Consider the following 12,727-nt stretch of genomic DNA (forward strand, 5'->3'; position numbering starts at 1 on the left):
CTTGCCCGCTCGTTCCCTGGCTGATGCTGAACCATGGGGGCTTAAGCATCCTCATCCACCCCAACACCACCAACCCCAAGCGCGACCACCTGGTCGACCCGATCTGGATCGGGCGGGCGCTCGGCGTGCATGCTTGGCGAGGAGGACGAGGCGGAAGAGGCGCTGGAGGTGAATACCGAGCCGACGCTGGGGGTGTGAACTGGGAGGCGAGGGGATTGGCGGCCGGTCATTGCGAACCCATGCCTTCGTCAGTGTTCACCCAATCTCTTCTTCTGGATCTGTGTTGCTCGCTCGCGCAGGTTCTGAAATTGGCACAGTGATCCGATGGATCCTCCGCCGGGTTCGACGGAAATGTCGCGGGAAAGGCTCTTGTAGTAGTCGTTTTCCGGCTCAGGGCCGCGATCAGTGAGCTCCTGCCCTAATGCAATTGCGCGGAGGATCCACGGCTCGTGGATGTCGTCGGAGCTTGGCGCCACGTGCGCCTTACCGTCTTTGAAGGTTATGACGATAATTTGCATGATCAACTGGTTCAGACCCCAGTGTAGGTTGCGAACGGCTTTTTCATCGTGCCCCACCGAGGCCTTTTCGAGAAAGAAAGAATCGGCCGCGTTCTCTTTGGCCTTCGTCATTGCGATTCTTCGTTCGGATGAAGTCGGAGCATGGAGTACGGCGTGCCCGATCTCGTGACCTATGATCCAAGTGCGGAGTATTGACGAGGTAATCTGGTTCACGCGCTCGAACAGATCGGCCTGATTAGTCCAGATCTCCCTACTACCTTCGCCGTAAAACGAGTCCTGGGTGAAATTCACTGACGAAGAGAAGGTCTCAAGAAAGGCCTTGTCACAGATCACGATGTCGGCACCGACATAAGCGCAGTTACAACTAATGGTTCCTAGCTGGCCAGGAAGTTTGCGCGTCGCTACGTAGAAATTCAGCATGCCCGCCAGGGGCGCGTAGTCCACATTGATTTTTCCCTGGAAGCGCGTGCCCACAACGAAGGGCCTAATCTCCGGCAAAAGTCGTTCGCCGGCCTGAAGATCAAAACATCCTGCGGAAAGGCACGAGGCTACCACACCGCTGACAGGCTTTCGACTGATCATGAAGGCCAGTACCAGGATGACGCCAGCCAGTCCTAGAGGTATGAGTAGCGCCACTCTGGAAGGTATGGACAGCCAATTTCTCCGCTTTTGATGTCTGAGGTATTAGGATAAGATATATTAGGAGAGGGGCTTGCAATGAAATACGTCCTGTTCGCGATTTCCTTATTTTTCCTATTTGGGTTTGGGGTCGCAGCATCATATTTTTACCCAGGTGGCTTTGCGTTGGCTCAGGCGAATGAAGGAGGATCGGGCAACGTTTTAAACATTATTCTACTCGGAGTTGTTATGTTGCTCGGAATTTTTGCGAGCTTTGTATTCGCTAAGGCCAAGACGGCTGGAGAGCAGGGCAAGAAGATTTCTGTTGGTTTCGGGGAGATTGTAACAGATTGGCAGTTTGTTGCTGCGCTGTTTGTTTCTCCATTAATATTCAATTCGATCTATGCGTTGACGGAGCAAAACCCAGAAACTCTTGGTGATTTTCTGCTTTCATTTCAGAACGGGTTTTTTTGGCAAACTGTCTTAGGTGGTCTCGCAGTAATCGGCTCAAAGCCGCAAGTGAACTCTGATCAGAACTAGGAGGCGTTGCGCCTTGCGACGAGCCGGCCGGCTCGCATGGGCAGGCTATGTACCAGGTCTCCTTCGCGACCGAATTTTTTCGCCACCCTCGTTCCATGGCTGATGCTGAACCACGGCGGCCTGAGCACATCCTCATCCATCCCAACACCACCAACCCCAAGCGCGAACACCTGGTCGACCCGATCTGGATCGGGCGAGCGCTGGCGGTGAACGGCGAGGTGCTTGGCGAGAGGATGAGGCGGAAGAGGCGCTGGAGGTGAATACGGAGCCGACGATGGGGTGTAGGGGTGGGATGAATTATGACTGGCGGACCGACTTCGCCGGAGACAACTATCTGTCTTGGGGGCCGAGTGCTGACTGGCAGCTTACAGTATGATGATCTTCAGACGCGGCCGTTCCGCTGTTGGGCCATAGCTGACGTCAAAAATTCCTTGGGATTGTCCGATGGTGTGAAATAGGTATTCGCACCAACGAGAGAGCACACCCTTCACACGGGCGGGTCGCAGGTTCAATCCCTGCATCGCCCACCATCTTTCAAGCACTTAGCCATATCGCATATCTCCGCGTACAGAAACCGTACGGAAACAAAGCGTTTCAAACCTTTGCCGCCCGCTACTAAAAGTCAGGGTGGTGATGTCCATAGGTGTGGACGGCCTGCAGCGTGCCAACGCCGGTGATGAACGCCAGCACATTCAACGTAAAGGCTTTCATTGTGACCCCTCAGCCGAATGCCCCGGTCGAGCAGCTTCTGCCGAAGGTCGTCGTAGGCGCTGAAGGAGCCATTGAGCGGCAGATCATCCCTGCGTTCACGACCTGGGGTATCCTTGACGGCTCCTTCTGACGAAGTCATGATTGCTCTATTGCGCCCCGATTCAAAACTGAGCTTTTTATGACGAACGGCTATTTTGCGTGTTTCCGGCGCAGATTTGGGCCGTTGCGGGGCGCTGTCGTCATACTGGCATACTGTATAGCGATCACCCTTCTTTTGTCGCCTGGTCCGCGGTTACAAATCTTTTTGATGGGCATACTCAACGGGGACTCCGCGTCGATTTACGAAGCGGTCCATGGCGCCGATGTGGTGCCCTTTGTGAGCTTGGCTGAATGGCTGAGGGAAGCCTATCAGCCGAACTTCCTCGCAATAGCATTTGTCATGGCTGCAGCTACACTTAGAACTGGCTCTCCGGCACAAATGCTATGGCACGGAACGGCTGCCGGATTGGTTGCCCTGTCCATCAACGATTTCACAATTTATCAATGGAGTGGAACTTTCGAGCAGTCTTCATTCATTCAATCGCTGTTCGCAAATTTGTGCGGAGCATTCTTAATTTCATGCGCGATTGTATCTATAACGCAGATTGCCGAATGGACTATCGAGCACCTTCAACTAAGCAGACCGGTGCGACGTGCTGCTGTAGCACTTGAGATTTGCGCGTTCGGAATTTTCTTAAACGTGGTCATTTTTTATGCTGCGGATTTCTTCTATCGACCTTTACCTGTTCAAATTGACGCTTACCTCGACGCGCCGCTGAATGGCTCTTTCGCCACCAATCCGTCCTACGTCGACAAAGACAATCCTCCGTTCCAGCTGTTTCCAACGGATTTCGATGTGCCCGTTGTAAAGTGGCGCAATCCTAATGGAGGAATAAGCGCCGCTTGGCACGTTACCAATCCTCAAACCAAATTCGATCTCCAAATCGAGATTCTGTCAGGTTGTCTGGATGCCGACTGGATCTCGGGAATCGGAGCTGACAGGCCGAGCCTCCGCGTGAGTGATATCAAGCGTTTGTCAGTCTCATTCGAAGGCGGCGCCTCCGATTTTTGGATTTTCGATACGGACAAGGGGAAGCTTTCGCTGGAAGCAGATCCAGTGGCTCCATTTGGCCTGGAGGTTGGTAAAAAAGCAAATACTAAGGACTTGTGGCAATTTATCGGAAGCCATTCCCATCTTATCTATGCAAACAGCGCAGATGTATTAGCTTTTTATGCGGGAAGAGTTTTCTTGGACTCGCAGGATGACAAAGCGAACACCATAAACCTGGTTCCTCGCAAGCTAGTCGTTGAGATCGACGGCAAACCGTATTTTATCACTTTCATCCCTGCAACGCCGATGCCAGGTGACAAAGCCGCATGCACCATAGCAGCAGCGCGCAAGGCATTTCAGAGTGGCACGTTTAAGATGCCTAGCTCGGGTATTTCCGTAGGTGTGAGGGTGACTGTCACTGCACGGCCGAATGGATTGCTGTCGAGGCAGGATAGTGAACTGAACGTCTCTGGCGAGAGTGGGTGGATCACCATGGACGACATCGATGGCCAAGCGATGGACGGTGTCCCGGGGGGAGTGGCTACGCTTTTGGAAGCAAAAGGTAACTTGTCCATCGATGTGGACGGAACGGCTCAAAACGTGAGACCTACCGATCAGTTCCGGGCCATTGGCGCATTCCGAGGTATTAGCACTGATCATGGCAGGCTACGGTTCGTGGGTAATGCAACATCACTCACAAAGAACGAACGCCGCCTCAATCCTACCAAGTTTGAGAGTGGCAAGCTTACGCAGCAGCTCACAGTCCTTCTCCCTTTATTGTTTTTCTTTCTCAGCGTTTTGATCATTCCTTTCAGGGCGGCTTTCAAGACCGATAGGGCTTTCGACCAGGTTATCGATCTTATGCGGCAATGATTGTCGGTTGCAGCGCCTCTGCCGCCACTTGGAAATGGCCGGTGTGTTCCACGCCGTCTATGGTGCGGCCGGAATGGGCGGCACCTATGCGGCGCCTATAGGCACCAACGCGACAGCTCCAGCGGTCTCTGCGCACGACACCTTCCTGCTGTGGATGCTAGCCTTGCGTGGATTGGCATTATCGGTAGTGACCGCCGGCTTCCTCGCCTACCTGATATCTTTTCTCCGCAGATCGTGTGACGATGAGGTCACAACCCTCCGCGACCTTCAGCGCTATGGGATGGACATGAGGCCGCTGCTGGCGCAACTGCGACCTTGTCAACGTGCGCAGCGACGTCTGCTTCAAGGCGTGGCGAAGCTCGCCCCGGCGACGGCAATGCGACCGCAAATTCGCCTATTGCTTAGTGATCATCAGTGTCGGCTGTTGGTGCGCCGACGGCATCGTCGGAATGACTGTCATGGGCGCAAAGCGGTCGTTCGCTTAGCTCGCGTGCTCGCACCCCCCATCACCCCCCCGCCAGCCGCGGCAGCAGAAACACCTCCGCCCCCTCTGGCAATTCCTTCGACCACGTATCCCTATAAATCGTGCCATCAATCGCCACCGCTATCCCCCGATCGATCCACGGCTCGATGCCGGGATACTGTTCCGCAAGTTTGCGGAACAGCTCCCTTATGTCCTTGGCCTCGATGTCGTGCTTGGCCTTGCCTCCCGCGACGGCGCTGAGCGAGCCCCATAGGGTGACTTCGACCATTATCGCATGATCCTCATTGGACCGTGGCCGAAAACCGCTTCGCGCTTTTCGACCTCAGCCTTCCCGTTCCGCCTCAAGCGCCGCGAGAATGCGCGGCGGCGACATCGGGATGTGGGTCATGCGCACGCCCACCGCGTTCGACACCGCGTTGGCGATCGCCGCCAGCGGCGGCACGATCGAGGTTTCGCCGACGCCGCGCACGCCATAGGGGTGGTTGGGGTTGGGGATTTCCAGGATCTGCGTGTCGATCATCGGCAGGTCGGAGCATACCGGGATGCGGTAGTCGAGGAAGCCCGCATTCTGCAGCCGCCCGTCCTTGCCGTAGATATACTCCTCGTTGAGCGCCCAGCCGATGCCTTGCGCCGCGCCGCCCTGGTACTGGCCCTCGACATAGGTCGGGTGCACCGCCTTGCCGGCATCCTGCACCACCGTGTAGCGGATCACCCTGGTCGAGCCGGTCTCGGGGTCGACCTCGATGTCGCAGATATGGGTGGCGAAGGAGACGCCGGCGCCGTCGGCGACGAGCTCGCTATGGCCGGCGATCGGCCCGCCGGTCGTGCCCGATTTGGCCGCGATGTCCTTGAGCGACAGCGGCGACAGGTTGCCGTATTTCTCGCCCTTGGCGATGGCATGGCCCTTTTCCCAGGTGACGTCCTCGACCGGGATGTCCCAGGTCTGCGCCGCGCGATCGCGCAGGATCAGAATAGCGTTGCGCGCGGCCGAGATCGTCGCCATCGAGGAGGAGAAGGTGCCGCGGCTGCCGTCGGTCATGTCGTTGTAACCGAGGCTCGAGGTGTCGGCGACGATCGCCTTGACCTGGGAATAGTCGATGCCGAGCTCCTCCGCCGCCACCAGCGACAGCGAGGCGCGCGAGCCGCCGACATCCACCGTGCCCACGGCCAGCGACACCGAGCCGTCCATGCCGATGTTGAGGTCGGTGCAGGTCTGGCCGCCGAAATTGAACCAGAAGCCGCAGGCCATGCCGCGCCCCTGGTTCGCTTTCAGCGGCGCCTTCATGTGCGGATGGTTCTTCACCGCCTCGAGCGTCGGCCCGATGCCGATCGGGCCGTAGACCGGGCCGTAGGACGAGCGCGTGCCTTCCTGCGCGGCGTTCTTGATGCGGAAGTCCACCGCGTTCATGCCGAGCTCGTGGGCGAGCTCGTCGACCACGCTTTCCACCGCGAAGGCCGCCATCGGCGCGGAGGGCGCGCGATAGGCCGCCGTCTTCGGCCGGTTGACCAGCACCTCGTAGCCGACCGTCTTGACGTTTTCGAGCTTGTAGCAGGCGAACGCGGTCATCGCGCCGATCTCGGCCCAGGAGCCGGCATAGGGGCCACAGCTATAGCGCAGCGTCGCTTCCGCGGCGGTGATCGTGCCGTCCTTGCGGGCGCCGATCTTGACGTCGATCGAGGTCGCGCTGGTCGGGCCCGAGGCGCGAAACACCTCGTCGCGGGTCATCACCAGCTTCACCGGACGGCCGGCCTTGCGCGACAGCGCGAGCGCCACCGGCTCGGCCCAGACATGAGTCTTGCCGCCGAAGCCGCCGCCGATCTCGGAGGAGGTGACGCGCAGCTTCGAGGCTTCCATGCCGAGCAGCTGGGCGCAATGCTGGCGGTAGACGAAATGGCCTTGCGTGCAGACCCACAGCTCCGCGGTGCCATCCGCATTGACGCTCGCCACGCAGGCATGCGGCTCGATATAGCCCTGATGCGTCTGCTCGGTCTTGAAGGAGCGCTCGACGATGAAATCGGCCTTGGCGAAGCCGTCATGGACATCGCCATGACCGAACTGCGTGCGCTTGGTGACGTTGGAAGCCTTCGTCGGCTTTTCCTCGAGGCCCTCGGTGAAGATGGCGTCGTTGATCAGCGGCGCGTGATGCTGCGCCGCCTCGTCGACATCGGTGACATGCGGCAGCACCTCATAGTCGACCTCGATCAGCTTCAGCGCCTGCCGGGCGGTGCGGGCGTCGATCGCCGCCACCGCGGCCACCGCATGGCCGTCATAGAGCGCCTTCTTGCGCGCCATCGAATTGTCGAGGATGTCGTACATGGCGGCATCGCCATCGGTGAGGTCGGGCAGGTCCTTCGCCGTGATCACCGCCTTCACGCCGGCGAGCTTTTCCGCCTTCGAGGTGTCGATCTTCCTGATCACCGCATGCGCGTGCGGGCTGCGCAGGATCCGGCCGACCAGCTGTCCGGCCATGTTGAAGTCGGCGCCGTAGCGGGCGCGTCCTGTCACCTTGTCGACGCCGTCGGGGCGGATGGGGCGCGTGCCGACGGAAGAGAAATTGCGTCCGGAATAGCGAGGATCGAAATTCATGGATTACGCTCCCTTCATCACTTCCGCCGCGTCCTGGACGGCGCGCACGATCTTGTCATAGCCGGTGCAGCGGCAAAGATTGCCGGCCAGCCCGAAGCGGATTTCTTCCTCGGTGGGCGAGGGGTTCTTCGCCAACAGGTCCTTGGCCGCGATCAGGAAGCCCGGCGTGCAGATGCCGCATTGCAGGGCCGCATGTTCCAAAAACTTCTGCTGCAGCGGGTGCAGCTGGTCGCCATGCGCCATGCCTTCGATGGTCTCGACCTTGCGGCCCTCGGCTTCCGCGCCCAGCACCAGGCAGGAGCAGACCAGCCGGTTGTCGAGGATGACGCTGCAGGCGCCGCAGTCGCCGGTGCCGCAGCCTTCCTTGGCGCCGGTGAGACCCAGCCGGTCGCGCAGCACGTCGAGCAGCGTCTCGTCGGGCTGGCAGAGATATTCGACGGCGTCGCCGTTGATCGTCGTTGATACAGCTACACCGGCCATTATTTGCCTCCCGCACGCTTGTAGGCGATAGCGGCGGCTCTTTGCGCCAGCACGCCCGCGACTTTTCGTCTGAATTCGATGGTGCCGCGCTTGTCGTCGATCGGCCGGCAGGCGCCAGCGCAGATCTTGGCCAGCCGCTCCAGCGTGGCTTCGTCGAGCCTGGAGCCGATCAGCACCTGGCCCGCTTCCTCGACCAGCAGAACCGTCGCCGCGACGGCGCCGAGCGCCACGCGAGCCGTCTTGATCGCGCCCTTGTCGTCGAGCGTCAGGTTCACGCCGGCGCTCACCACGGCGATGTCCATCTCGGTGCGCGGAATGAAGCGCAGATAGGCATCGCCCGCATGCTCGGGCCGCTTGTCGAGCAGGATCGCCTCGATGATCTCGCCCTTGGCCAGCGAAGTGCGGCCAGGTCCGGTCGGCACGGCCTCGACGGGAATGGTGCGCTTGCCCGAAGGCCCGGCGACAACCGCCCTGGCGCCGGCGGCCACCAGCGCCGGCACGCTGTCGGCGGCGGGCGAGGCGTTGCAGAGATTGCCGGTGATGGTGCAGCGTCCCTGCACCTGCTTGGAGCCGATCAGATTGGCGGCCTCGACGACGCCCGGCCATGCCTGCTTGAGCGCCTTGTTCTCGCCCAGCACCGCGCAGGGCACCGCGGCGCCGATGCGGAAGCCGTCGGCGGTTTCGGTGATATCGCTTAAAGTCCCGATCGACTTGATGTCGACGATCAGCTCAGGCTCGACGAAGCCGCCCTTCATCCTCACCAAAAGGTCGCTGCCCCCGGCCAGGATCGCGGCCGGGCCTACCGCCTTGGCAAGCTCGCCAACGGCATCTTCGATTGAAAGCGGACGTATGTAACGCATCGTCTCCCCTTGGTGGTCATAATCGGATCGCCCGTTATAAGGTGTCTGTTTATAATGACCATCCCGTTCGTGCATTGCACCACCCAAGTCAGGCAGGTTGGCCCTAATTCCTGGCCCAATCTTCCGAGCCCGGGCGCCGGAACCACTCGTTTGCGTTGAGCCGGCCGGTTCGCGCCACCATGGAGGGAGCTTCAATTCGGTGACCAGCAACGGTCAAGTCGGTAGCGAGGATCTGGTCCGCCGCGCGGTGGCCGCCTTCAATTCCGGCGACCACGCCCGGGCGATGGATCTGTGCGAGCTTGGCCTGAAGCGGCGCCCCGGAGATCCCGCGCTTTGCCACCTTCTGGCGGCCGTATCGTTCGCCAGGGCCGACCTGCCGGCGGCTCGGGCGCGCATCGACGCGAGCCTCGCCGCGCGTCCGGACAATATACCCGCCTTGATCCTGGCATGCAGGATCGCCCGGGCCGAAGGCCGGTTCGAAGCGGCGTTGCGGTTCCTGGATCGCGCTGCCGGGCAGTCGTCAAAGGCGGAAATCCTGCTCGAGCGGGCCCGCACCCTCGACCACGCGGGCGACGCCTCGGCCGCGCGCGCGTCCTGGACGCTCGTCTTGCAAGGCGATCCGAAATCCGTCGAGGCGATGGCTCGCCTCGGGCGCCTGGCGTGGCAAGCCGGCGCGCCCGTCGACGCGGAAGGCTTCCTCGAACGCGCCGTCGCCGGCGGCGGGCATCCGGCCCAATGGTTCGATCTCGGGCTGGTGCGCCAGGACATGCGCAAGTTCGCCGCCGCCGCCGAGGCCTACCAGCATGTCATGGAGATGAGTCCGGAAGCCGCGGAAGCCGCGGTCAATCTGGGCGTCGTCCTGCAGGAGGCGGGCGACCTCGACGGGGCGATGGCGGCCTATTCGCAGGCCTATCGCCTCGACCCGTCCACCTTCGGCGTCATCGCCATGGCGCTCACCTCCGCGCCAAGCGGCCGGCTCTGGCTCGACGAGGAAGCGCTGCGTCGCTCACTCGCCCTTGGAGGGTCCGCGCCTGGCGCGAAAACGCTTCCGGTAGACGCCCGGCGTTGACAGGACATCCGCGACCGTTTGCGCATAGGCGGCCTGCCGTTTTTCGTCGAACACTTCGAATTCCAGTTGCGGCGCCGCCCTCGGCACCGCGAAGCATTGCGCAACCGGGGTTCCCTTGCCGAGCACGCCGGAGAATTCGGGCTCCTTCCAGATCGCCGGGAAATTGATGCCGCCATCGCTGAACCGGTCCGAGTCCACCAGGCCGGTTACCAGCCTGAAGGGAAGGTCCTCGCGATTGACCGGGTGCGTCGCGTAGAGCGACCAGCCGTCCTCGACCTCGATGGTCCAGAAACTGTTGAATTTGAGCGCGGCCTGGCCAGGCTTGGCGAACGGGCTGCCGGCAAGCTGCCCCGGCGTGTGGAAGCTCAGCGGCGCTCGCGGGTGGTTCCCGGTGGCGGGTTCGGGGATATTCCAGTCCCAGGAAAACTTCCCCTGGTCGACGATGACGTCGCAAGGCAGCAGGATCATGAAGCCGTAGGTCATCGCGTCGACCACCGGCGGGCATTGCTTGAGCGTGCGGATGTCGCGGGCGTGGATCGCCGAATAAGCGGTGGCGGGCATGGCGCGCAGCCAGTCCGGCAGCGCGCCGCGCGCAGGCACCGGGCGCGGCAAATGCGCGGCCAGCATCGGATCACATCGGAAAATGACACGCATCGCCGCCTCCCGGCATTGCGATACCATGCCTGCCGGCTGTGCTCCAAGCGCGCATCGCCAGTCTTGTTGAAGCCGGCGTCTGCCTCCGCGGCCCGGCGATGATGGCTCCCATGCCGGATTGCGCCGCCCGACGGTCGCGCAAAGCGCGTGCGAGGAAGCGCGCATTGGCCCCGCGCGCTATTCAAGGCCATGTGCAGTTCAGTCCGGTCGCCGGTGTAGATAAATCCCGCGGCCGGTGCTCCAGGATAAGGTCCTGGCTTAACCACGCGCGAGAGAGGGCGGTTCCGGAAACAAATGGCCAAGAAGTTCGCTTTTCTCCTGGTGCGCGATTTCACCTTGTCGCCGCTATCGCTGTTCATCGACACGCTGCGGCTGGCGGGCGACGAGGGCGACCGCAGCCGCAGGGTCGAGTTCGACTGGCAGATCGTCGGCGAGCGCGGCCTGCCGATCCGGGCGAGCTGCGGCGTCGAGTTGCTGCCGACCAGGGCGATCGGCAATCCGGAGGATTTCGACAATGTCGTCGTGGTCGGCGGCCTGCTCGACACCAACCGTGCCTTGAGTTCGGAAAAGGAGGCGTTCCTGCTGCGCGCCGCCGAGAAGGGCGTGCCGCTGACGGCGCTCTGCACCGGCAGCTTCGTGCTGGCGCGCTACGGCCTGCTCGACGGCTATAGCGCCGCCGTCAGCTGGTTCCATATCAAGGATTTTCGCGCCGAGTTCCCCGATGTGAATGCGCATGCCGACAGCCTCTATTCCGTCGACCGCGGCCGCGCCACCTGCGCCGGCGGCACCGGCGCGGCCGATCTTGCCGGCTATTTCGTCTCGCAATTCATCGGCCAGAAGGCCGCGGAGAAGGCCGCCAAGATCCTCGTGCTCGACCGCATCCGCAACATCAGGGACGTGCAGCCGGTCGGCGACCTGTTTCCCGAAGCCGCGAGCCGCGCGGTGAAGCGGGCGCTGCTTTTGATGGAAAGCAATCTGCAGGAGAAGGTCTCGGTCGCCGAGATCGCCAGCCGGCTGAATTGCTCGCGCCGCCAGCTCGAGCGTCTCTTCGCCACCGAGCTGGGCACCAGCCCGATGGCCGCCTATCTGGCGCTGCGCGTGCATTACGCCAGGTCGCTGCTGGAAGGCAGCGACCTGGCGATCGGCGACATCGCCTATCGCTGCGGCTTCGAGAATGCCGGCCATTTCAGCCGCGTCTTCCGCCAGCACACCGGCATCACGCCGACCAATCTGAGGCATCCGAACCGCGCGGCCGCCGTCGCCGCGAAACGATAGCGGCGGGGCCGTGGTCGCGTCGCATGCCCGGCGTGGCCGATTGCGCTTGTGCGCAAACGGACCGTAGCTTGGCGACGAGCGGCGGTGCCGCCGCTGTTTAACGGTCAAATTCGCCTGCGAGAGCCATGCCGCATTATCCCGACGCCATGCCTGGATCAAAGACCCTGTTCGAGCGCGCCAGGAAGGTGATGCCGGGCGGCAACACGCGCACGACGGTCTTTGTCGACCCGTTTCCGATTTATGCCGCGCGCGGCGAGGGGTGCAGGGTCTGGGACGTGGACGGCAATGTCTATTACGACTGCATCAACAATTTCACCTCGATGATCCATGGCTACACGCATCCCGATGTCGCGGCCGCGGTGGTCGAGCAGCTGCCGTTCGGAACAGCTTTCGGCGCCCCGACGCTCGGCGAGATCGAGCTCGCCGAGCTTCTGGTCGATCGGCTGCCTTCCGTCGACCGGATCCGCTTCGCCAGCTCCGGCACCGAGGGTGTGATGATGGCGATCAAGGCCGCGCGCGCCTTCACCGGGCGGCCGAAGATCGTCAAGATCGAGGGCGCCTATCACGGATCCTACGATTTCGCCGAAGTGAGCCTGGACTCCTCCCCAGCCAATTGGGGCGACCTGCCGAGATCGACGCCCTATGCCAAGGGCACGCCGCGCGGGGTGCTGGACGACGTGATCGCCGTGCCTTTCAACGACACCGAGGCGCTGCGCGCGGTCTTTGCCGCCGAGGGTGACAACATCGCGGGCGTGCTGATCGACCCGATGCCCAATCGTGCCGGCCTTATCCCGGCGCGCCAGGATTACCTCCGCGCCATGGTCGAGATCGCTCACGCGGCGGGCGCGCTGGTCATCTTCGACGAAGTCATCTCGTTTCGCCTTGGCTGGTCGGGCGCGCAGGGACTGTGGGGCATTACGCCTGATCTGACGGCGCTCGGGAAAATCATCGGCGGCGGCTTTCCGGTC

11 protein-coding genes and 2 pseudogenes are annotated in these 12,727 nt (G+C 61.8%); 7 read left to right on the top strand and 6 right to left on the bottom strand.

All coding sequences use genetic code 11. The annotated features are described in order from the left end of the window. Positions 1–8 precede the first annotated feature (8 nt). Positions 9–198: pseudogene (locus tag RFM68_RS23335) on the top strand (DOPA 4,5-dioxygenase family protein); the annotation flags it as partial. Between the two features lie 50 nt (positions 199–248). Here the strand turns inward: RFM68_RS23335 and RFM68_RS23340 are convergent. Next, positions 249–1,100: an ImmA/IrrE family metallo-endopeptidase gene (locus RFM68_RS23340; protein ID WP_320235372.1), complete on the bottom strand. Its 852-nt coding sequence runs from the start codon at positions 1,098–1,100 to the stop codon at positions 249–251. Positions 1,101–1,235: 135 nt separating this feature from the next. Here RFM68_RS23340 and RFM68_RS23345 point away from each other — a divergent pair, with 135 nt between their 5' ends. From RFM68_RS23345 to RFM68_RS23350, 3 genes are all read left to right on the top strand, one after another. Next, positions 1,236–1,676 carry a hypothetical protein gene (locus RFM68_RS23345; protein WP_320235373.1) on the top strand — a complete coding sequence of 147 codons (441 nt, stop codon included), beginning with the start codon at positions 1,236–1,238 and terminating at the stop codon, positions 1,674–1,676. Between the two features lie 47 nt (positions 1,677–1,723). Beyond that, complete coding sequence (locus tag RFM68_RS33660) at positions 1,724–1,936, top strand: DOPA 4,5-dioxygenase family protein (RefSeq protein WP_430694913.1); 213 nt, start codon at positions 1,724–1,726, stop codon at positions 1,934–1,936. A gap of 629 nt (positions 1,937–2,565) precedes the next feature. After that, positions 2,566–4,350, top strand: coding sequence for a hypothetical protein (locus RFM68_RS23350; protein WP_320235374.1), 1,785 nt, complete (start codon positions 2,566–2,568; stop codon positions 4,348–4,350). A gap of 506 nt (positions 4,351–4,856) precedes the next feature. Here RFM68_RS23350 and RFM68_RS23355 read toward each other — a convergent pair. Genes RFM68_RS23355 through RFM68_RS23370 form a run of 4 tightly spaced genes read right to left on the bottom strand, consistent with a single transcriptional unit; the run spans position 4,857 to position 8,761 of the window. Then, a complete protein-coding gene (locus RFM68_RS23355; protein ID WP_320235375.1) occupies positions 4,857–5,102 on the bottom strand; it encodes a MoaD/ThiS family protein in 246 nt (81 codons plus the stop codon). Between the two features lie 54 nt (positions 5,103–5,156). After that, positions 5,157–7,421, bottom strand: a complete 2,265-nt coding sequence (locus RFM68_RS23360; RefSeq protein WP_320235376.1) for a xanthine dehydrogenase family protein molybdopterin-binding subunit — start codon at positions 7,419–7,421, stop codon at positions 5,157–5,159. Positions 7,422–7,424: 3 nt separating this feature from the next. After that, a complete protein-coding gene (locus RFM68_RS23365; RefSeq protein WP_320235377.1) occupies positions 7,425–7,901 on the bottom strand; it encodes a (2Fe-2S)-binding protein in 477 nt (158 codons plus the stop codon). Continuing rightward, on the bottom strand, positions 7,901–8,761 hold the full coding sequence (locus RFM68_RS23370; RefSeq protein WP_320235378.1) for an FAD binding domain-containing protein: 861 nt from the start codon (positions 8,759–8,761) through the stop codon (positions 7,901–7,903). The genes RFM68_RS23365 and RFM68_RS23370 overlap by 1 nt, the downstream gene beginning before the upstream one ends. Positions 8,762–8,960: 199 nt before the next feature. On the opposite strand from RFM68_RS23370, the gene RFM68_RS23375 reads away from it, so the two are divergent. After that, complete coding sequence (locus RFM68_RS23375) at positions 8,961–9,830, top strand: tetratricopeptide repeat protein (RefSeq protein WP_320235379.1); 870 nt, start codon at positions 8,961–8,963, stop codon at positions 9,828–9,830. Here RFM68_RS23375 and RFM68_RS23380 read toward each other — a convergent pair. Then, positions 9,768–10,484, bottom strand: a complete 717-nt coding sequence (locus RFM68_RS23380) for a hypothetical protein (protein WP_320235380.1) — start codon at positions 10,482–10,484, stop codon at positions 9,768–9,770. The genes RFM68_RS23375 and RFM68_RS23380 overlap by 63 nt on opposite strands. Positions 10,485–10,778: 294 nt before the next feature. Here RFM68_RS23380 and RFM68_RS23385 point away from each other — a divergent pair, with 294 nt between their 5' ends. After that, on the top strand, positions 10,779–11,759 hold the full coding sequence (locus tag RFM68_RS23385; protein ID WP_320235381.1) for a GlxA family transcriptional regulator: 981 nt from the start codon (positions 10,779–10,781) through the stop codon (positions 11,757–11,759). Between the two features lie 188 nt (positions 11,760–11,947). Continuing rightward, positions 11,948–12,706: pseudogene (locus RFM68_RS23390) on the top strand (aspartate aminotransferase family protein); the annotation flags it as partial. Positions 12,707–12,727: the final 21 nt, after the last annotated feature.

It is taken from the genome of Mesorhizobium montanum (genome assembly GCF_033977145.1).
Classification (GTDB): Bacteria; Pseudomonadota; Alphaproteobacteria; order Rhizobiales; family Rhizobiaceae; genus Mesorhizobium; species Mesorhizobium montanum.

What these genes read in the sequence shown, in the direction of transcription:
- RFM68_RS23340 (WP_320235372.1), bottom strand. Translation starts at nt 1,100, where the DNA reads ATGATCAGTCGAAAGCCTGTCAGCGGTGTGGTAGCCTCGTGCCTTTCC.
- RFM68_RS23345 (WP_320235373.1), top strand. Translation starts at nt 1,236, where the DNA reads ATGAAATACGTCCTGTTCGCGATTTCCTTATTTTTCCTATTTGGGTTT.
- RFM68_RS33660 (WP_430694913.1), top strand. Translation starts at nt 1,724, where the DNA reads ATGTACCAGGTCTCCTTCGCGACCGAATTTTTTCGCCACCCTCGTTCC.
- RFM68_RS23350 (WP_320235374.1), top strand. Translation starts at nt 2,566, where the DNA reads ATGACGAACGGCTATTTTGCGTGTTTCCGGCGCAGATTTGGGCCGTTG.
- RFM68_RS23355 (WP_320235375.1), bottom strand. Translation starts at nt 5,102, where the DNA reads ATGGTCGAAGTCACCCTATGGGGCTCGCTCAGCGCCGTCGCGGGAGGC.
- RFM68_RS23360 (WP_320235376.1), bottom strand. Translation starts at nt 7,421, where the DNA reads ATGAATTTCGATCCTCGCTATTCCGGACGCAATTTCTCTTCCGTCGGC.
- RFM68_RS23365 (WP_320235377.1), bottom strand. Translation starts at nt 7,901, where the DNA reads ATGGCCGGTGTAGCTGTATCAACGACGATCAACGGCGACGCCGTCGAA.
- RFM68_RS23370 (WP_320235378.1), bottom strand. Translation starts at nt 8,761, where the DNA reads ATGCGTTACATACGTCCGCTTTCAATCGAAGATGCCGTTGGCGAGCTT.
- RFM68_RS23380 (WP_320235380.1), bottom strand. Translation starts at nt 10,484, where the DNA reads ATGCGTGTCATTTTCCGATGTGATCCGATGCTGGCCGCGCATTTGCCG.
- RFM68_RS23385 (WP_320235381.1), top strand. Translation starts at nt 10,779, where the DNA reads ATGGCCAAGAAGTTCGCTTTTCTCCTGGTGCGCGATTTCACCTTGTCG.